The following is an 18,496-nucleotide window of genomic DNA, read 5'->3' on the forward strand; positions in this document are numbered from 1 at the left end:
GCCAGAATCGCCCGGCTTGGCGGAAAGGGGCTGTGATGCGGACGATCGAGACGGCATTGGCCGTGGGGCTAGCGCTGGGATTTTCGAACCCCGTCCAAGCCGCCGGACGAAATGATCTGCAGCCGCCGGTCGGCAACACCCTACGCTATGAGCCCGCACCGGACTGGGTCATCGCGGCTATGCCCGGGACGACGACGGCAACCCCGCCCGGGGCGCCATTCCGGGTGATCTATTCGGACCAGCAGATCAGGGTGGGAAGCGACCGGATCGAACGGCACATGGCGTTCCGGGTCAGGCTGCTGAGCTCGCAGGCATTGAGTCTGGGCGCGCTGAGGCTTGAATGGAACCCGGGATCGCAGGACGTGAGCGTCAATCAGGTGCGGGTTTACCGCGAGGGTGAAGTCATTGATGTCCTGGCCAACAACCGGTTCGCCGTGATCCAGCGCGAACAGAACCTGGAAGCATCCATGCTAACCGGTGACTTGACCGCCGCGCTGCAGATTCCCGGACTTCAGGTCGGCGACGAGATCGAATTCGCGACCACCATCCGGGAACGGGATGTGGCGTTCCGCAATCGGGCCTATGGGCTTCAGCCGATGGCCTTCGCCGAAGGGGTGGGTGCAAACCGTGTCCGATTGGTGTGGGACGGGACGCGGGTTCCGCACTATCGCTCGACCGAAGACATCCCGGCGGGCGAGGTGCGTGAACGCGAGGTGATCTGGCGCTTTGACGACCCGGGCAAGGTGCTGGCCATCGATGGCGCCCCGCCGCGGTTCAACGTCCGTCGCCTGATCGAGTTCAGCGACTTCCAGACCTGGCGCGAGGTGTCGGCAGAGGTTTTCCAGCTGTTCGCCAAGGCTGCGGACGGCCCGCTTGGGCCGAAGATCGAAGCGGAGATCACCCGCATCATGGCGGCCAGTGACGACCCGCTGGCGCGCGCATCGCTGGCCCTGCGCTTCGTCCAAGAGCAGATCCGGTATGTCTATGTCGGGCTTAACGGCGCGAACTACCGCCCCACCGATGTTGGTGTGACCTGGCAGAACCGCTTCGGCGATTGCAAGGCCAAGTCGGTCATGCTGCTGGCCATGCTGACCCGGATGGGCATCGCCGGCGAAATCGTCCTGGTCCAGTCCCAGGGCGGAGATGTGATCCCCTCCCGCTTGCCCAGCCCTGCGCTGTTCGATCATGCCATCGTCAGGGCGAGCATCGCAGACCGATCCTACTACCTTGACGCCACTCTGGACGGAGACCGGATCCTGCCGCTGCAGGAACCCACCCCCTATCGGGCGATCCTGCCGCTGCGCGCCAGCGGGGCCGAGCTGGAGCAACCGCCGTTCCGTCCATCGACCCGACCGGGCCTGATCGGCACGGTCGACGTGGACTGGCGGGCCGGGCTGGATCAGCCGGCGAAAGTGACGGCGCAGCGGATCGCCATGGGGCAGAATGGCGCCGTCTTCCATGCCCAGCTTGCCGGCTTGTCGCCCGATCAGGCCGAACGGGCCCTAAGGGCCTACTGGGCGAACGAGGACGGCTGGATCGATGCCCAAGCGGTGTCCTGGCGCTATGACGAAGCCCGCAGTGCCACCATCATGTCCATAACCGGGACGACCAAGCCGGATTGGGAGGGAGACGACAAGACCGGTCACTCGCAGACCACACCCTATGCCGGCAGCTATCCTCCGCCCCTGCGTAAGCGCCCGGATAACCAGATGCAGAGCGCACCATGGATCAACAGTTATCCCAACTACCGCTGCTTTGTGGCGAACATCCGGGTGCCCCGGCCGAGCAACCCGAAGCTGACCTGGGACTTCACGGCGGATCCCTATGATGTCCAGATCGGCCGCGTGCATTATGCCAGGCGGTCCGAACTGCGCGACAACATCCTGCGCACGGTCAAGGTGTCCCGCACCTTCCAGGCCGAGTTGACTGCCGCCGAGGCGACAAAGGCCAACGCGGCCATCCCCGACTTCAACAATCTCACGGGACAACTCTTCGAGGTCCGGGCCGCGCGCCAAGGCAAGACGGCGGCGACCACCGCCAAGGCCACGATCCCGTTGATCGAGGAGGTCGACTGGACTGCGGACAGCACAGCATGCAGCCTGAGCGAGTGAGGCCAGGGTCACCTGCGATTGGGTTGGCAAGGGTCCGGTTGACACGCTAACGCGCCGCCATGACCCACGACATCCATATCATCGGCGGCGGTCTCGCCGGCACCGAGGCGGCCTGGCAGCTCGCGCGGCGCGGGTGGCGGGTGCGCCTGTCGGAGATGCGCGGCGCCGCCCCCGACAAGGGCGGGGAGCGCTCCCCCGCGCACCAGACCGATGGGCTGGCCGAGCTGGTCTGCTCGAACTCGTTGCGCTCGGACGATCACGAAAAGAACGCGGTTGGCCTGCTCCATCACGAGATGCGCCAGTGCGGTTCGCTGATCATGGCGGCTGCGGAAAAGGCCCGCGTGCCGGCCGGATCGGCGCTGGCGGTCGATCGCGAGGTGTTCTCGGCCGAGATCGAGGCGGCGCTGACGGCGCAGCCCGGCCTGACCCTGGCGCGCGAGCGGGTTGACCGCCTGCCGGCCGCCGGGCTGACCATCGTCGCCACCGGACCGCTCACCGCCGAGGCCCTGGCCCAGTCGATCGGCGCGGCCACCGGTGCCGAGAGCCTGGCCTTCTTCGATGCCATCGCCCCGATCGTCTATCGCGATTCGATCGACATGGACGTGGCCTGGATGGCCTCGCGCTGGGACAAGGGGGCCGAGGCCTCGCTGGCGCTGGGCGGTGACGGGCGCGACTACATCAACTGCCCGATGACCAAGGACCAGTATCTGGCCTTCCGCGAGGAAATCCTGGCGGGCGAAAAGGGCGAGTTCAAGGAATGGGAGGCGAACACCCCCTATTTCGACGGCTGCATGCCGATCGAGGTCATGGCGGAACGCGGCGTGGAAACGCTGCGGTTCGGGCCGATGAAGCCGGTCGGGCTGGACAATCCGCACTGGGCCACGCCCGAACATCCGAAGGGCCGCTGGCCTTATGCCGTGGTCCAACTGCGTCAGGACAACACGCTCGGCACGCTGTGGAACATGGTCGGCTTCCAGACCAAGCTGAAGTACGGTGAACAGCAGCGCATTTTCCGCACCATCCCGGGCCTGGAGCAAGCCGAATTCGCCCGGTTCGGCGGGCTGCATCGCAACACCTTCCTCAATTCCCCCACCCTGCTCGACCGCCAGCTCCGCCTGAAAAGCGCGCCCCACGTTCGCTTTGCCGGGCAGATCACGGGCTGCGAGGGCTATGTGGAAAGCGCCGCGGTCGGGCTGCTGGCCGGCTTGATGGCCGCGCACGAGCTGGGCGGCAAGGACTGGCACTCACCCCCGCCGACCACCGCGCTGGGGGCTCTGCTCGCCCATATCACCGGCGATGCCGACGCGGCCAGCTACCAGCCGATGAACATCAACTTCGGCCTGTTTCCGCCCCCGCCGGACGAGGTGAAGAAGAAACAGCGCAAGGAAGCCTACACGCTGCGCGCCAAGGCCGATCTAGCCGGCTGGCTCCCCGTTCTGGTCTGACAGGAATTCGGGATCGTCCAACGGGCCTTCCGGGCCGGCTCGCTTGGCACGGGACTTTGCGCGGCAATCGCATGGAGGCCTGGCGACCGGCTTGGGCTTGGTGGTCGCGAACTCGATCCGGTCGAGCAGGCGGTCGCCATTGCGATCCGCCGTGCGAAAACGGGTGGCGGTGACCACGGCCCACTCCTCGAAGGTCAGCAGGTTGTTGCCGTCCGCGTCGAGCTTGCGGAACAGGGCGGCGCGCGGGACGAGCATTTCCACCCGGCTGATCCGTCCATCGCGATCGCGGTCGAGCCGGTCGAACCGGCGTTGCTCGCGGGTCTGCTCGGTCGCTTCGGGCAGGTCCGGTCCGCGCAGGGCGCTCCCGTCGGCCGAGGGCAAAGCCATGGGGTCAACCGATGCTGCGGGAGCGGGTGGCAGCGGGCCCGGTGCGATGACCGCCCGTCCCTGCCACCAGAACAGCCCCGCCGCCGCAAGCAGCAGGGTGGCGAAGGCGCCGAGCAGAGTGCGATTCATCACTGGCTCCGGCGACCCGGACCAAGTGTAACCTATCGCGAAAACATTCCAAGCCGGATCGCCGTCAGCAGGGCGCCCGGGCCATCGAGCGGATCGACGCCCCCCCGCTGCACCGCGCGCAGGTTGAGCCCGGCCAGCACCGCCAGTGGGCGCAACGGCCGTTCGATCCGGACACGCGCATTCGAGCCAATCAGGGCCTGGGCGGCAGAGCATTCGGCCCCATCGCTCAGGTGGAGCGTCAGGTCGGCCAGAGCCCAACGCCGGGCCAGCGTCTGCGGCGCTTCGGCCGCCACCTCCAACCTGCGGGCCAGAGCCCCGATGGCGGCGGCGCGACCATCGGCGAAAGCCAGCAGGCTGGCGCTGGCAAGCGGGGGTTCGCCCAGCAGGGCCTCCCAACCATCGACCAGCGCCACCAGGTCCCTCGCCGTGTCGCCCCAGCTCCGCAAGCGCGCCAGCAAGGGCTCTCCCTGGGGCCACAGCGAGGGCTCCTCGCCCAGACGGTCGCGCCACCAGGCCAGGCGGATCTGCGCCAGCATCGGCTCGCGCGCGCTGCGCACCACAGCCGCCAGGCGGGTGTCGAGCAGGAGGACGGTCAGCCAGTCGGCCCGCGCCCGCGCCGGGGCATAGGCCAGGGCGAGACGGGCCAGCGGCGCCAGCCCGTCCGCGCCGTCATCCCGGTCAGCGATAGCAGACCTGCTTGACCGCCTTGACGATGCCTTCGGCGTTGATCAGCGCGGCCCGTTCCAGGTTGGCGGCATAGGGCAGCGGCACGTCCTCGTTGCAGACGCGCAGCACCGGGGCGTCGAGGTGATCGAAGCCCTCCTCCATGCAGATCGCGATGATCTCGGAGGCGATCGAGCAGACCGGGAAGCCTTCCTCCGCCACGACCACGCGGTTGGTCTTGGCCAGGCTGTCGAGCACGGCCTGCTTGTCGAGCGGGCGCAGGGTGCGCAGGTCGAGCACCTCGGCCTCGATCCCCTCGGCCGCAAGCTGCTCGGCCGCCTCGAGCGCGAAGCCGACGCCGATCGAATAGGACACGATCGTCACGTCACGGCCTTCGCGCATCACGCGGGCCTTGCCGATGGGCAGGACGTGGTCGTCCAGCTCGGGCAGTTCGAAACTGCGGCCATAGACCAGCTCGTTCTCGAGGAAGACCACCGGATCCTCGCTGCGGATCGCCGCCTTGAGCAGGCCCTTGGCGTCCGACGAGTCATAGGGCGCGATCACCACCAGGCCGGGAACCGAGGCGTACCACGGACCATAGTTCTGGCTGTGCTGCGCGCCGACCCGTGCGGCCGCGCCGTTGGGGCCACGGAACACGATCGGGCAACGCATCTGGCCACCCGACATGTAGTTGGTCTTGGCCGCCGAGTTGATGATGTGGTCAATCGCCTGCATGGCGAAGTTGAAGGTCATGAACTCGACGATCGGCCGCAGCCCGCCCATGGCGGCGCCCGTGCCGATGCCGGCAAACCCGTATTCGGTGATCGGGGTGTCGATCACGCGCTTCGGACCGAACTCGTCGAGCAGGCCCTGGGTCACCTTGTAGGCCCCCTGGTACTGCGCCACTTCCTCGCCCATCACGAAGACGCGGCTGTCGCGCCGCATTTCCTCGGCCATGGCATCGCGCAAGGCCTCGCGCACGGTGACGGACTTCATGTTGGTGCCGACCGGGATTTCCGGATCCTTCGCCGCCACCGGGGCAGCGGCAGGGGCCACCGATCCGGTTGCGGCCGGAGCTGCCGGTGCGGGCGCAGCGGCTGGGGTTTGCGCCGGGGTGGGAGCGGCGGCTTCGCCATCGCCCTGCAGCACGGCGATCACCGAGCCGACCTTGACCCCGGCCGTACCGGCGGGAACCATGATCTTGCCGAGCGTGCCCTCGTCGACCGCCTCGAACTCCATCGTCGCCTTGTCGGTCTCGATCTCGGCGATGATGTCGCCCGAGCGGATGGCATCGCCCTCGTTCTTGAGCCAGCGCGCCAGGGTGCCCTCCTCCATGGTCGGGGACAGGGCGGGCATCTTCAGTTCAATCGCCATCAGTAACGCTCCACCAGCACGTCGGTATGGAGTTCGGACAGGTCGGGCTCGGGCGAGTTCTCGGCAAAGTCCGCCGCCTCGGCCACCTGCTGGCGGATCCGCTTGTCGATCTCCTTGAGCTTGTCCTCGGAGGTGCCGCGGGCGATCAGCTCGGCCTTGGCGGCCTCGATCGGGTCGTGCTTGTCGCGCATCTCCTGGACCTCCTCGCGCGTCCGGTACTTGGCCGGGTCCGACATCGAGTGACCACGATAACGGTACGTATGCAGCTCCATCAGCACCGGCCCGTTGCCATTGCGCACATAATCGAGCGCGACCTCGGCCGCGGCGCGGACCTCGAGCACGTCCATGCCGTTGACGTCGAGCCCGGGGATCCGGAACGCGGTGCCGCGGCGGTAGAAATGGGTCTCGGCCGAACCACGCTGGACCGCGGTGCCCATGGCATAGCCGTTGTTCTCGACCACGAAGACAATCGGCAGTTGCCACAGGGCGGCCATGTTGAAGGTTTCGTAGACCTGGCCCTGGTTGGCCGCGCCGTCCCCGAAGTAGGCCATGCAGACGCCGCCGTCCTCACGGTACTTGTGCGCAAAGGCCAGGCCCGCGCCGAGCGGCACCTGGGCCCCGACGATGCCATGGCCGCCGTAGAACTTGTGCTCGGTGCTGAACATGTGCATCGAGCCGCCCTTGCCGCGACTGATGCCGGCCTCGCGACCGGTCAGCTCGGCCATGATCACCTTGGGGTCGATGCCATAGGCCAGCATGTGCCCGTGATCGCGATAGCCGGTGATCACGCTGTCGTGGCCTTCCTTGAGCGCCGACTGCAGCCCCACCGCAACGGCCTCCTGGCCGATGTAGAGATGGCAGAACCCGCCGATCAGGCCCAGGCCATAGAGCTGGCCGGCGCGCTCCTCGAAGCGGCGGATCAGCAGCATCTGCTCATAGAAGGTCAGCAGCTCCGCATCGCTCGCGGCATACTTCTTGTTCGCATCGAAGGCCTGCTGCAGCGCCCGCAGGGCGGGCACCTCATCACCTTCCGCGCCCGCAACCGCCTTGGCGGCGGGGCTGTTCTTGCTGGCCGGCTTTGCCAAGTTCATCTCTCCTGACGGAACGTTCGGAGCCGGCTATAGGGCAGCACGGCCTCCGAAGGAAACGGGTCCATACGTATTTTATTATTGCGTCGCGCAATTTCCAATCCGCTAACGCGGACGACAAACCTTAGGGCTTGAGCAACATCACCATCTCGTCCGGGTGAACGACGTTGAGGTTGCTGCGCAGCAGCTCTCCGGCAAGATCGGGATCGGCATGACGCGGATCGAGCAGGGCAACCCGGTTGCGCAATTCGTCACGCTGGGCCGTGAGCCGGACGACCTCCTTCTGCCGCTGCTCCAGCAGGCGCAGGTTCTCGCTCCACGCCAGCAGACCGCTTGGCCCGGCCAGCACCCATCCGCCCAGCGCCAGCAGGCAAGCCAGGGCAAACAGCTGACCAGCCCCTTCTCGCGCCATTCGCGGTTCGGATCGAGAACGTTTCATGCGAAGCCACAGAATCACAGTTGAGTCTGCGACACAAGCGCTTTTTGTAACCAAATTGCACAAGAGTTACGGAACTTTGCTCGATCCCGTCGCAGCGCTGCCCGGAGCGGGCCCGGGATCGGGATCGCCGCCCAGCGCACGGAAAAGCTGCACCCGGTTGGTCACCAGCGCCAGCCGCGCGGCGACCAACTGGCGCCGTGCCGCATACTGGTTGCGCTGCGCCACGAGGTTGTCGAGCGCGCTGGCGACCCCGCCGCGATAACGGGCCTCGACCAGTTGCGCGGTGTCACTGCTGGCGTCGGACTGCCGGGTTACCGCTGCGAGCTGGTCGCCAATGGTGCCCTGCCGGGCCAGGGCATCCGCCACCTCGCGGAATGCGACCTGGATCGCCCGTTCATAGCTGGCCACGGCCCCCTGCAACTCGGCCCGGCTGACCCGCAGGTTGGCCCGCGCCCCGCCACCGGCGAACAGCGGATAATTGATGCTGCCACCCATGGTGGTGGTCTCGGCATTGGTGGCGAACAGCCCGGACAGGCTCGCGCTTGCCAGACCGAACAGACCGGTCAATGAAATGCGCGGGAACAGCGCAGCCCGGGCGGCCCCGACATCGGCATTGGCGGCGCGCAAGGTGTATTCGGCCTGCATCACGTCAGGGCGACGCAGCAAGACCTCGGAACTCTGCCCCGCGGCGAGCGGCCGCACCCCGGCGATGACGCTCCCCAGATCGTCCGGGAGCTGCGCCGGGTTGACCGGGGCGCCGACCAGCAGCTCGATCAGGTTGCGATCCTGGGCCAGCGCCGTCGTCTGGGCAGCAAGGTCAGCCTCGGCCCCGGCGAGCAGCTCCTCGGCCTGCCGCAGGTCGCTGCGGGGCACGACGCCGGCCTGCAACCGGGCGGACGTGAGATCCACTGTCCGGCGGGCGTTGGCCGCAGTGTCCCGCGCCAGGCGCAGCAATTCGGCATCGGCGGCATAGGCCGCCCAAGCCGTCGACAGATTGGCGACCAGCGAGAGCCGGACGACCTGAGCCGCCGAGGCCGACGCCAGGGCGGCATTGCGCTGCGCCGCGGTAGCCGAGGCCAGACGGCCGAACAGGTCGATCTCGAAGGCGCTGATCCCGGCCGTCGCGGTATAGTTGGTGCGGGTGATGATGAAGCCCAGCCCGCTGGTGTCACCACTGCGCCGGGTCACGCCGGTCCCCACCCCCAGTTGCGGCAATTGCGCCGCGCGCTGGGCATCGGCCCGCGCCTGCGCCGCCAGAACGTTCGCGGCCGCGACCCGCACGTCCCGATTGGCGCCAAGCGCCTGGGCCACCAGTTGCTGCAGTCGCGGGTCTGTGAAGATGGTCGAGAACGACAGGGCGGCCGGGGATTCCGCCAGCCCCTGCTGGTACGCCGCCCCTGTCGGCCAGGCCGTGGGTACCGGAGCGGGCGGACGCTGGTAGTGCGGCGCCATGGAACAGCCGGACAGGGCCAGCGCCCCGGCGATCATGGCCCCGGCCGAACGCTGTCGCATCCGGCCCGTCATGCCGCCTGCTCCCGACGCTGGGCCAGATAGCCACGGACCGCCTTGAGCCCATCGCGCACCCCGCGCCGGACCAGCACGAAGAACAGCGGGATGTAGAAGATCGCCAGCAGGGTGGCGGTGAGCATGCCGCCCACCACCGAAGTGCCGATCGCGATGCGGCTGTTCGCCCCGGCCCCGGTGGCCAGGGCCAGCGGCAGCACGCCGAAGATGAAGGCGAAACTGGTCATCAGGATCGGGCGCAGGCGGATGCGCGCGGCCTCGATCGCGGCGTCGATGACCCGCGCGCCCTTGCGCTCGGCCTGTTCGGCGAACTCGATCATCAGGATCGCATTCTTGGCGGCCAGGCCCATCGTGGTCAGCAGGCCGATCTGCAGGTAGACGTCATTCTCCAGGCCCCGCAGGGTGACCGCGAAGACGGCCCCGACCAGGCCGAGCGGAATGACCAGCAGCACGGCCACCGGGATCGACCAGCTTTCGTAAAGGGCGGCCAGGCAAAGGAATACGACCAGCAGCGACAACCCGTAAAGGATCGGGGCCCGGCCCGAAGCGAGACGTTCCTCGTAGGATGATCCCGACCAGGCGACGCTGGTGCCGGGAATGCGCGAGGCCAGGTCGGCCATCACCGCCATGGCCTGGCCCGAGCTCACCCCGGGGGCCGCCTGGCCCTGGATTTCCACTGCGGGAACACCGTTGAACCGACCCACCGTCGCCGGGGCGGTGGACCAGCCGACGCGGGCAAAGGCCGTGAACGGAGCCATCTGACCGGTCGAGCTGCGGACATACCACTGCCCCAGGTCCGCAGGGTCGGCGCGATAGGCCGCATCGCCCTGGACGAAGACCCGCTTGACCCGGCCCTGATCCACGAAATCGTTGACGTAGCGGCCACCCCAGGCGGTCGCCAGCGTGTTGTTCACGTCGGCCTGCGAGAGGCCCAGGGCGGTCAGCCGCTGTTGGTCGGTATCGACCTTGATGGTCGCGCTGTCCGGAAGGTCCGACGCGCGCACACTGGCCAGACGGGGATCGGCATTGGCCATCTGCACCAACCGGTCGCGGGCTGCCACCAATTGCTCGTGAGTGAGGTTGCCGGCATTCTGCAACTGCATCGAAAAGCCGGCCGCCTGCCCCAGACCCATCACCGCGGGCGGCACCAGGATGAAGACCTGGGCGTCGCGGATGTTGCGGAATGCGGACGTCGCACGCTGGGCGATCGCCTCGGCCGACCGCTCGGCACCCGGGCGCTGGTCCCAGTCGGCCAGGTTCATGAAGCCCGATACGGTGTTCTGCCCGGTCGCCCCGCCGGCTCCGCCCCCGCCCGCCGTGACGAACAGGACGCGGATGTTCTTGCCTTCCTGGCCACGCAGGTACTGGTCGATCTGGCGCCCGACCACCTGACTGCGCTCAAGCGTGGCGCCGGCGGGAAGACGGGCCTGGAAACGCAGGGCGCCCTGGTCCTCGGTCGGCAGGAACCCGCCGGGCAGACGCACGAACAGGACCCACAGCAACAGGCCGACCAGCAGGTAGATGCCGATGAACAGCCACTTGCGTTCGACCGTGACCACCACCGCATTGCGATAGCGCGTGCTCAGACGGGTGAAGCGATCGTTGAACCAGTCACCGGCCGCAGCCAGGCGCCGCGTGATCGGGCCGGATTCGACGGCTCCGGTCGCATCGCGTTGGGGCATGCGCAACAGCGTGCTGGTCAAGGCCGGGCTGAGCACCAGTGCGACCAGCACCGACAGGATCATCGCGGCGATGATGGTCAGCGCGAACTGGCGATAGATCACCCCGGTCGATCCGCCAAAGAATGCCATCGGCAGGAACACGGCGGACAGGACCAGAGCGATCGCCACCAGCGCGACCTGGATTTCCCGCATCGATTCGATCGTCGCCTCGCGCGGGGTCATCCCGGGGTTCTCGTGCATCAACCGCTCGACATTCTCGACCACGACGATCGCATCGTCGACCAGCAGGCCGATAGCCAGGACCAGGCCGAACAGGGTCAGCGTGTTGATCGAGAACCCCACGAGGTAGAACACCGCGAAGGTGCCCAGCAGCACCACCGGCACGGCGATTGCCGGGACCAGCGTGGCCCGCCAGTTCTGCAGGAAGACGAACATCACCAGCACGACCAGGACGATCGCCTCGCCCAGTGACCAGACCACCTCCTCGACCGACAGCTTGATGAACCGGGTGGTGTCGTAAGCGAAGGCATAGCGGATGCCGTCGGGGAAATTGGCCGACATCCGTTCCACCTCGGCCTTGACCAGGGTGGCGGTCTTGAGCGCGTCGGCGCCGGGGGCCAGCGAGATCGACATGCCGGCCCCGGGGTGACCATTGACCCGACCCGACGAATTGTAGTTCTCCGAGCCGAGCTCGATCCGGGCCACGTCCTGCAACCGCACGACCGAGCCATCCGGCTGCATGCGGATCACGATCGCGGCAAACTGCTCCGGGGTCTGCAGGCGCGACTGGGCGGTGACCGTGGCGTTCAGCATCTGTCCGCGTGGTGCGGGCTGACCGCCCAGTTCGCCCGCCGCCACTTCGGTGTTGGAGGCGCTGATCGCGCTGATCACGTCCGAGGGCATCAGACCGAACGCGGCGAGGCGTTGCGGGTTGAGCCAGATGCGCATCGCGTGCTGTGCGCCGAACACGTTGACGTCCCCCACCCCCGGAACGCGGGACAGCGGATCCTGCAGGTTGGACCCCAGATAGTCGGCAATGTCCTGCTGGGTGCGGGTGTCGCTCTCATCGTACAGCGCGACGGTCAAGAGCTGGTCGGTGTTGGACTTGGTGACGCGGACGCCCTGTTGCTGGACCTGCGCCGGCAAGCGGGACAGGACCGAGCTGACCTGGTTCTGGACCTGGACCTGGGCCGTATCGGGATTGGTCCCCTTGGCAAAGACGATCGCCAGCGTGGCCTGCCCGCGCGAGGTGGAGCTGGACGAGAAGTACAGCATTCCGTCGAGCCCGCTCAGCGACTGTTCGAGCACCTGGGTCACGCTGGTCTCCAGCGTCTGCGCCGAGGCCCCCGGGTACGTCGCGCGGACGTTGACCTGGACCGGGGCGATATCCGGATATTGCGCGATCGGCAGGCCGAACAGGGCCCCGATCCCGCCCATCATCACGATGATGGCCAGCACCCAGGCAAAGATGGGCCGGTCGATGAAGATCCGCGACATGGGTGCTCAGCGCCCCCCGCCTGATCCATTGCCCGCTCCGGCGCCCATCTTGCCGGCGGGACGCGCCACCACGCGCTCCGGCTTGCTGGCCGGGACCGGCCGGATCGGTGCGCCGTGCTTGAGGTTGCCGGTGCCCTGGGTGATCACCCGGTCGCCTCGCTTAAGTCCGCCGGTCACCACCCAGTTGGCCCCGACCACCCGGGCGGTCTGCACCGGGCGCCGCAGCGCCTTGTTGCCCGGCCCCACCACGTAAACGAAGGCCTCACCCCCGAAATCCCGCTGGACCGCGGCTTGCGGTATCAGGAAGGCTGCGGGATTGACCGACTGGTCGAATGTCGCCTGGACAAACATGCCCGGCAGCAGGAAGCCGTCGGGATTGGGGAAGCGGGCGCGCAGGGTGACCGTGCCGGTCCCCTCGTTGACCATCACTTCGGAGAACTGGATCGTGCCCGGCAACGGATAATCGCTGCCGTCCTCCAGCTTCAGCCGCACCGAGGTGCTACCCGCCTGGGCGCCGCCGGACGCCAGGGCCCGGCGCAGCGCCAGCAGATCGGCGCTCGATTGCTGGACGTCGACATAGATCGGGTCGAGCTGCTGGATCACCGCAAGCGGCGCCACCTGATTGGCGTTGACCAGCGCACCCGCGGTCGACAACGCCCGGCCGATGCGCCCGGAAATCGGGGTCGGCACCGTGGTGAAGCGCAGGTTGATCCGCGCCGTTTCCAACTGCGCGCGGGCCTGCGCCACGGCTGCGCGGGTCTGCCGGGCCTGGGCCGCGGCATCGGTGTAATCCTGCTGCGACACGGCCTCCATCGATGCCAGCGGTCGCAACCGCTCGGCCCGCTGGGCGGCGGCATCGGCATTGGCCTGCGCGCTCATCAGCGCGGCGGCGGCCTGATCCACGCTGGCCCGGTACAGGCTGGGATCGATTTCGAACAGCGGCTGACCCTTGGTCACCAGACCGCCCTCGGTGAAGCGACGCGCGCGGATCACCCCGGTGATCTGGGGCCGGACCTCGGACGTGGCATAGGCCACGGTTCGCCCCCCAAGGGTCGTGGCGAGAGGGACCGCCTGCGGAGCGACGACGATGAAGCCCGCTTCCGGCGTGGGGCGCTTCTTCTTGTCGCCCGCTTCACCGCAGGCGGCCAGCGAAACCGACAGGGAAAGGGACAAGGACCAGGCCAGAATCAGGCTCGCGCGCACAACCACCCTCGATACAGAATGCCCCACCCGGGACCCGCCGCCTGACCCTTGCCGCGCATCGACAGGCCCCGCCCCGTCGCCCGACAACGCCATGCACAACCAGTCCCGACGAATGCCAAGCCAATGCAGCAGTTTACCGGATCAGACGAGTGTTAAGTTGTAACCAAAAGTCACAATCCGCCACGACACCCTCCGGGATCGCCACGAGTCAGCCCCTAGACGCCGGATCGGCCGGTGCCGACGATCATCGCGTATTCGGCAAAGAGGCGGGCGAAATGGTCCTCCATGGTCACCGTCTCCAGCGGGCCGCTCTCCCGCGGTGGCCCGGCGAACAGGGCTTCGATGGCCTGAGCCGCCGATTGCGCGTTGCCGGCTTCATACGTCACCCCGGCCCCGCCCCTGGCGTGATCGGCGGCACCGCCACGATCCGGCACGATCACCGGCACGCCGCAAGCCCGGGCCTCGGCCGCGGCCATGCAGAAGGTCTCGGCCTCGCAGCCATGGATCAAGGCGTCGGCACTGGCGAGCAGCGTGGCGAACCGCACCCGGTTGCGCTCCGGGGTGAGCAGGCGAATGTGGGGATTGCCGGCGATCTGGGCCAGGATCCGGCGCTTCTGGCGTCCGGCCCCCAGCATCACCAGCCCGATCGGCAGGCTGCGGCTGGCGGCGGCGACGGCATCGATCACCATCGGCCAGCGCTTTTCGGGGGACAGCCGGCCGACCGCGATCAGCAGATGCGCCTCCTCGGGCAGATCGCAGACCTCCAGCAGCTCGCGCCGGACTTGCGGATTGCGCCGCTCGGGCAGGAACAGCCCGGGCTCCACCCCCATCGGGTGGAGGCTGGTGTTGGCCACCCCGCCCTCGGCCAGGCGGGACTGGAGCTCGCCGCTGGCGCAGACCACGCGGTCGAACGCCTGGCCCAGCTCGCGCAGGTGCTCCCAGAACATCTCGAACCGCCGATCGATCGCCTCGCGGCTGAGCAGCGCGCCGAACCAGCGGTAGGCATAGGCGGACAAGGGATCGGCGTGCATCACCAGCGCGCGGGGCGCCGGGCCGGACCAGCGCCCGACCATGCTGGCGCTGCGCCAGGGGGATGACGCCTCGACAAAGTCCGGCGCCTCGGCGGATATGGCCGCGTGGAGCCGGGTTTCATCGTCGAAGTACCAGTACTTGCGATCGAGCGGAAAGCGCGGGCTGGCCAGATAGACAACCCTGGCGCCAGGGGCGCGCTCAACCACGGCATCGCGGTCACCCGGCGCGATGATCACGATTTGGTGACCCAGCCGGGGACCGATCGCCAGCTTCTGCTCGATGTAGGTCTTCACGCCCCCGCCATGCGGCGAGAGGAAGGCGCAGACGTCGACGATCTTCATGTCCGCCGCTTACCGCTCTGCTCGGCTGCCGGTCAATCGCACCGGACAATCACCGGGGGACGACCGGACAGGGGTTCAGTTGCGGATCGGGCCGAAGCCGAACAGGCCGTGACGGTAGTTCATCACGATATGAACCCGCGTCATCCCCGCCCCGGCCATGACCCGGGTCTTGGCGGCCTTGGGCTTGCTCAGCCCCAGCTTGGGATTGGCCGAAAGACCGACCCCGTCGACCGTGAAGCCGAACTTGCGGTTGCCGTCCCGGTCATGAAGCACGGTGATGCTGTAGGCCCCCGGAGCCGGCACCCTTACGCAAAGCTCGGCAGTGCCGGTGGGCACCGGCACCTCGACCCGGCGAAAGACCTTGCCCTGGTTGATCAGGATGTTGTCGTCCTGGAGAAAGTCCTCGTCGTTCGAGGGATAGACCTCGAGCTTGAGGTTGCCCTGGCGATCCTTCAGCCCATCGATGGAAACGAGGAAGGCCGGCCCGGTTTCACCCGGCCGGCAGCGCGCCTCGGCCTTGCCCAGATCGGGGTGGCTCGGCACCGCATGGGCGGGTGTCAGCGAGAGACCCACCGAGAGCGCGGCAAACAGGACAGCTCCGGACAGCATTCCCTTCATCTCACGTGCTCCTTTGCGATTCTACCAGCCCGGCCAGGCCGGATACGATCCCGGCCACCACGTGGGCACCCAGCGTGATCACCGCCATCATGGTCATCAGGGCGGCGATCTCCAGATCGTGCCCCAGCAGGAAGACGGCGATCCCGGCGAAGACGATGTCCTTGTTGGGGATCAGTGGCAAGCGCGACACCAGCATTCGCAAGGTGGCCAGCACCATCCACAACCCCAGTCCGACATCGGGCAGCACGAGATGCCAGAGCATCGCTGACAGCACGATGAACGCGATCGTGCGGATCACATGGATGAAGGTGATGAACCACAACTCGCGCCGGTCGAGCGAGAACAGCTTCTTGCGCAGGATCAGGATGACACAGGACGTGGCCAGCACCACCGACAGCGACAGGAACACGTCCTTCAGCGGCATGCCGAGGCTGCCCGAGGCGACGATCGGCCAGGCGAAGACCAGCATGACCAGCGTCGCCCCGTTGCCAGTGAGGGCCGAGAGGATCGCCACATCCTTGATCGCGCCGAACGGGGCCGAGGTCAGGTTCGCGCGGGCGCGGGTCCAGGCATAGAACTGGGCCTCGCCCAGATAGCCCAGCACCAGCTCGTTGCTCACCAGCTTGCGGGTCAGCGCCAGGATGCCGGAGAGGAACGGGATATGCCACAGCCGCCGGAAGATGATCCATTCCAGCAGCGGCCCCTGGAGGTAATAGATCGTGAAGGCGACCCAGAAGGTCCAGGTGCGCGGGACCATCGCCTCGACCGTCTGCCACTTCAGATCGCGATAGGCGAAAGCCGCGGCCAGCACGACCGCGATCGACAGCAGCAGGCCCAGGAAGGCAAACACACGGCGGGCATTGCCCTGCCCCTCATCGCTCGCCGCGGCCGCCGAGGCGGCCAGTTCACCGGGCGCGAAACCATCTTGCTGGATCGGTTCGATGGCCTGCACACTCCGCCGGATCTCCGCCTGGGGCACGGTGGCGCCGGTCGGCGGGACGCGGTCTCTTTCGCCAGGCCGGATCGCGGCTAGCGGTGGGACGATGGTTCGCCTGCCGGTCTTTATCGTCGCGCAACGATTGCGCAAGCGGCAAAGCGGAGACGCCCGCTTCGCCTGGCTCTACCCCGGCTGCAGCCCGGCATAGCGCCCCGCCTCCCGCCGCCGGGCGAAGGCGCCCAGGGTGCGACGGATCGAATCGAGCAGCGCGGGCACCCCAGTGTCGCCGGGATGGGTGGCCACCCGCACGACGTCGAGCGCATGGAACGTGTTGCGGGCCAGCGCGGCGACCGCAAGCGAGCTCAACTGCCGGGTCCGGCTGCGGCTTGCCCAGGTGACCACGGGGCCCCACGCCAGCGTGGCTCCGGTGGCGGGATCCCACACCCGCATGTGATCCTCTGCCAGGGCGAACCCGCCCTCGCGCAGCGCCGCCATGGCGCCTTCCCCATAGAGCCAGGCCGGCGCGATGAACCCGGCCGCCGGACGCCCGATCGCATCCTCGATCAGGGCCTTGCCATCGGCCATCCGCCGCGCCGCTTCGACCTGGCTCAGTCCCAGGAATTCTCCCTCGCCCGCGGTCATGTGGCGGGCCTTGAAGCTCGCCAGACCGGCGTGCTCGGCCATGTCCTTGTGGTACCAGCCGTGGACGAACATCTCGACGCCCTGATCGGCCCAGGCGCGCAGGCGCGCCCGGAAGGCCGGCGCTTCGCCCAGCGGAGCCAGACCCCAGTGATCGGGCACGACCAGCATGGCAAAGCGGGGACCACCCAGGACCCCGGCCATCAGGTCCGCCAGCCGGTCGACCTCGCTTTCGAACCGCGGTCCAACGTCATGGATCGAGGCGAGCAGCCGCTTGCCCACGTTCAGGCAACGATCCCGCCATAGCGCCAGCCAATCGTTTCCCCGGCCAGCCAGGGCACGATCTCGCCGTCGCCGATCCGCACCCGCTCGGGCACCGACTGCTCGGTGCGTTCGAGCACGATCCGCTCCTCGTTCAGCGGCAGCCCGTAGAACCGCGGTCCGTTTTCCGAGGCAAAGGCCTCGAGCCGGTCCAGCGCCTGCTCCTCGGCGAAGACCGTGGCATAGCTTTCCATCGCGTGAGGGGCATTGAAGATGCCCGCACAGCCGCAGGCCGATTCCTTGGCCTCCACCAGATGCGGCGCGGTGTCGGTGCCCAGGAAAAAGCGCGGATGGCCGGAGGTGACCGCCTGGCGCAGGGCGAGACGGTGGACCTCGCGCTTGGCGATCGGCAGGCAATATGCATGCGGCCGGATACCCCCGGCGAAGATGGCGTTGCGGTTGATCATCAGGTGATGCGGCGTGACGGTGGCCGCCACGTTCTCCCCTGCCCCCATCACGAAATCGACCGCATCGCGCGTGGTGATGTGTTCGAACACCACGCGCAGCGCCGGGAAGTCGCGCAGGGTCGGGATCAGGACCCGCTCGATGAACACGGCCTCGCGGTCGAAGATGTCCACCGCATGATCGGTCACCTCACCGTGGATCAGCAACGGCATGCCGATGTCCTGCATCCGCTCGAGCACCGGATAGATGTTGCGGATATCGGTCACGCCGTGCGACGAATTGGTTGTGGCATGGGCGGGATAAAGCTTGCAGGCCGTGGCAATGCCCAGCGCGAAGCCCCGTTCCACGTCATCCGGATCGGTGCTGTTGGTCAGGTAGAGGACCATCAGGGGGGTAAAGTCGCTGCCCTGGGGCAAGGCCGCCATGATCCGGTCGCGATAGGCCGCCGCCGCCGCCGCGGTGGTGACCGGAGGCGACAGGTTCGGCATCACGATCGCCCGGGCGAACTGCCGGGCGGTATGGGCCACGATATCGGGCAGCAGGGCGCCGTCACGCAGGTGCACGTGCCAGTCGTCGGGGCGGCGGATCGTCAGGGAGTCGGTCATCACTGCGGCCCTTACCCGATGCGCGGCGCGGCGCCAATCGGCCGATCGGGCGGTGC

15 protein-coding genes are annotated in these 18,496 nt (G+C 67.9%); 2 read left to right on the top strand and 13 right to left on the bottom strand.

Annotated features, from left to right (window positions below):
* Nucleotides 1–35: 35 nt before the first annotated feature.
* Both H7F49_RS03595 and trmFO read left to right on the top strand, forming a co-directional pair.
* On the top strand, nt 36–2,111 hold the full coding sequence (locus H7F49_RS03595) for a DUF3857 domain-containing transglutaminase family protein (protein WP_185682206.1): 2,076 nt from the start codon (nt 36–38) through the stop codon (nt 2,109–2,111).
* A 59-nt stretch (nt 2,112–2,170) separates the two neighbouring features.
* Nucleotides 2,171–3,556, top strand: a complete 1,386-nt coding sequence (gene trmFO / locus H7F49_RS03600) for a methylenetetrahydrofolate--tRNA-(uracil(54)-C(5))-methyltransferase (FADH(2)-oxidizing) TrmFO (RefSeq protein WP_185682207.1) — start codon at nt 2,171–2,173, stop codon at nt 3,554–3,556.
* Here trmFO and H7F49_RS03605 read toward each other — a convergent pair.
* The 13 genes from H7F49_RS03605 to pyrC form a co-directional block, all read right to left on the bottom strand.
* A complete protein-coding gene (locus tag H7F49_RS03605) occupies nt 3,527–4,072 on the bottom strand; it encodes a hypothetical protein (RefSeq protein ID WP_185682208.1) in 546 nt (181 codons plus the stop codon). The genes trmFO and H7F49_RS03605 overlap by 30 nt on opposite strands.
* A 32-nt stretch (nt 4,073–4,104) precedes the next feature.
* Nucleotides 4,105–4,629 carry a hypothetical protein gene (locus H7F49_RS03610; protein ID WP_185682209.1) on the bottom strand — a complete coding sequence of 175 codons (525 nt, stop codon included), beginning with the start codon at nt 4,627–4,629 and terminating at the stop codon, nt 4,105–4,107.
* A gap of 121 nt (nt 4,630–4,750) precedes the next feature.
* On the bottom strand, nt 4,751–6,109 hold the full coding sequence (locus H7F49_RS03615; RefSeq protein WP_185682210.1) for a pyruvate dehydrogenase complex E1 component subunit beta: 1,359 nt from the start codon (nt 6,107–6,109) through the stop codon (nt 4,751–4,753).
* Complete coding sequence (pdhA, locus tag H7F49_RS03620) at nt 6,109–7,200, bottom strand: pyruvate dehydrogenase (acetyl-transferring) E1 component subunit alpha (RefSeq protein WP_185682211.1); 1,092 nt, start codon at nt 7,198–7,200, stop codon at nt 6,109–6,111. The genes H7F49_RS03615 and pdhA overlap by 1 nt, the downstream gene beginning before the upstream one ends.
* Nucleotides 7,201–7,321: 121 nt before the next feature.
* On the bottom strand, nt 7,322–7,636 hold the full coding sequence (locus H7F49_RS03625) for an FtsB family cell division protein (RefSeq protein ID WP_185682212.1): 315 nt from the start codon (nt 7,634–7,636) through the stop codon (nt 7,322–7,324).
* 66 nt (nt 7,637–7,702) lie between these two features.
* A complete protein-coding gene (locus H7F49_RS03630) occupies nt 7,703–9,160 on the bottom strand; it encodes an efflux transporter outer membrane subunit (protein WP_185682213.1) in 1,458 nt (485 codons plus the stop codon).
* Entirely contained in the window at nt 9,157–12,339 is a 3,183-nt protein-coding gene (locus H7F49_RS03635; RefSeq protein ID WP_185682214.1) for an efflux RND transporter permease subunit, read from the bottom strand. The genes H7F49_RS03630 and H7F49_RS03635 overlap by 4 nt, the downstream gene beginning before the upstream one ends.
* Before the next feature lie 6 nt (nt 12,340–12,345).
* Nucleotides 12,346–13,512 carry an efflux RND transporter periplasmic adaptor subunit gene (locus H7F49_RS03640; RefSeq protein WP_235981765.1) on the bottom strand — a complete coding sequence of 389 codons (1,167 nt, stop codon included), beginning with the start codon at nt 13,510–13,512 and terminating at the stop codon, nt 12,346–12,348.
* A gap of 245 nt (nt 13,513–13,757) precedes the next feature.
* The gene (locus H7F49_RS03645) at nt 13,758–14,915 is read right to left on the bottom strand and encodes a glycosyltransferase (protein WP_185682216.1); all 1,158 of its coding nucleotides are present in this window, start codon (nt 14,913–14,915) and stop codon (nt 13,758–13,760) included.
* Nucleotides 14,916–14,990: 75 nt separating this feature from the next.
* Nucleotides 14,991–15,524 carry a DUF2141 domain-containing protein gene (locus tag H7F49_RS03650; protein ID WP_185682345.1) on the bottom strand — a complete coding sequence of 178 codons (534 nt, stop codon included), beginning with the start codon at nt 15,522–15,524 and terminating at the stop codon, nt 14,991–14,993.
* A gap of 10 nt (nt 15,525–15,534) precedes the next feature.
* Nucleotides 15,535–16,485: a hypothetical protein gene (locus H7F49_RS03655; RefSeq protein ID WP_328806499.1), complete on the bottom strand. Its 951-nt coding sequence runs from the start codon at nt 16,483–16,485 to the stop codon at nt 15,535–15,537.
* A gap of 168 nt (nt 16,486–16,653) precedes the next feature.
* Nucleotides 16,654–17,397 carry a DUF2334 domain-containing protein gene (locus tag H7F49_RS03660; protein WP_185682347.1) on the bottom strand — a complete coding sequence of 248 codons (744 nt, stop codon included), beginning with the start codon at nt 17,395–17,397 and terminating at the stop codon, nt 16,654–16,656.
* On the bottom strand, nt 17,394–18,440 hold the full coding sequence (gene pyrC / locus H7F49_RS03665; protein WP_185682217.1) for a dihydroorotase: 1,047 nt from the start codon (nt 18,438–18,440) through the stop codon (nt 17,394–17,396). The genes H7F49_RS03660 and pyrC overlap by 4 nt, the downstream gene beginning before the upstream one ends.
* Between the last annotated feature and the right edge of the window lie 56 nt (nt 18,441–18,496).

Source organism: Novosphingobium aerophilum, assembly GCF_014230305.1.
In the GTDB taxonomy this organism is placed as follows: domain Bacteria; phylum Pseudomonadota; class Alphaproteobacteria; order Sphingomonadales; family Sphingomonadaceae; genus Novosphingobium; species Novosphingobium aerophilum.

Bases quoted from the DNA above. Each gene is read 5' to 3' on its own strand.
- H7F49_RS03595 (WP_185682206.1), top strand. From the start codon at position 36: ATGCGGACGATCGAGACGGCATTGGCCGTGGGGCTAGCGCTGGGATTT.
- trmFO (WP_185682207.1), top strand. From the start codon at position 2,171: ATGACCCACGACATCCATATCATCGGCGGCGGTCTCGCCGGCACCGAG.
- H7F49_RS03605 (WP_185682208.1), bottom strand. From the start codon at position 4,072: ATGAATCGCACTCTGCTCGGCGCCTTCGCCACCCTGCTGCTTGCGGCG.
- H7F49_RS03615 (WP_185682210.1), bottom strand. From the start codon at position 6,109: ATGGCGATTGAACTGAAGATGCCCGCCCTGTCCCCGACCATGGAGGAG.
- pdhA (WP_185682211.1), bottom strand. From the start codon at position 7,200: ATGAACTTGGCAAAGCCGGCCAGCAAGAACAGCCCCGCCGCCAAGGCG.
- H7F49_RS03625 (WP_185682212.1), bottom strand. From the start codon at position 7,636: ATGAAACGTTCTCGATCCGAACCGCGAATGGCGCGAGAAGGGGCTGGT.
- H7F49_RS03630 (WP_185682213.1), bottom strand. From the start codon at position 9,160: ATGACGGGCCGGATGCGACAGCGTTCGGCCGGGGCCATGATCGCCGGG.
- H7F49_RS03635 (WP_185682214.1), bottom strand. From the start codon at position 12,339: ATGTCGCGGATCTTCATCGACCGGCCCATCTTTGCCTGGGTGCTGGCC.
- H7F49_RS03645 (WP_185682216.1), bottom strand. From the start codon at position 14,915: ATGAAGATCGTCGACGTCTGCGCCTTCCTCTCGCCGCATGGCGGGGGC.
- H7F49_RS03650 (WP_185682345.1), bottom strand. From the start codon at position 15,524: ATGCTGTCCGGAGCTGTCCTGTTTGCCGCGCTCTCGGTGGGTCTCTCG.
- pyrC (WP_185682217.1), bottom strand. From the start codon at position 18,440: ATGACCGACTCCCTGACGATCCGCCGCCCCGACGACTGGCACGTGCAC.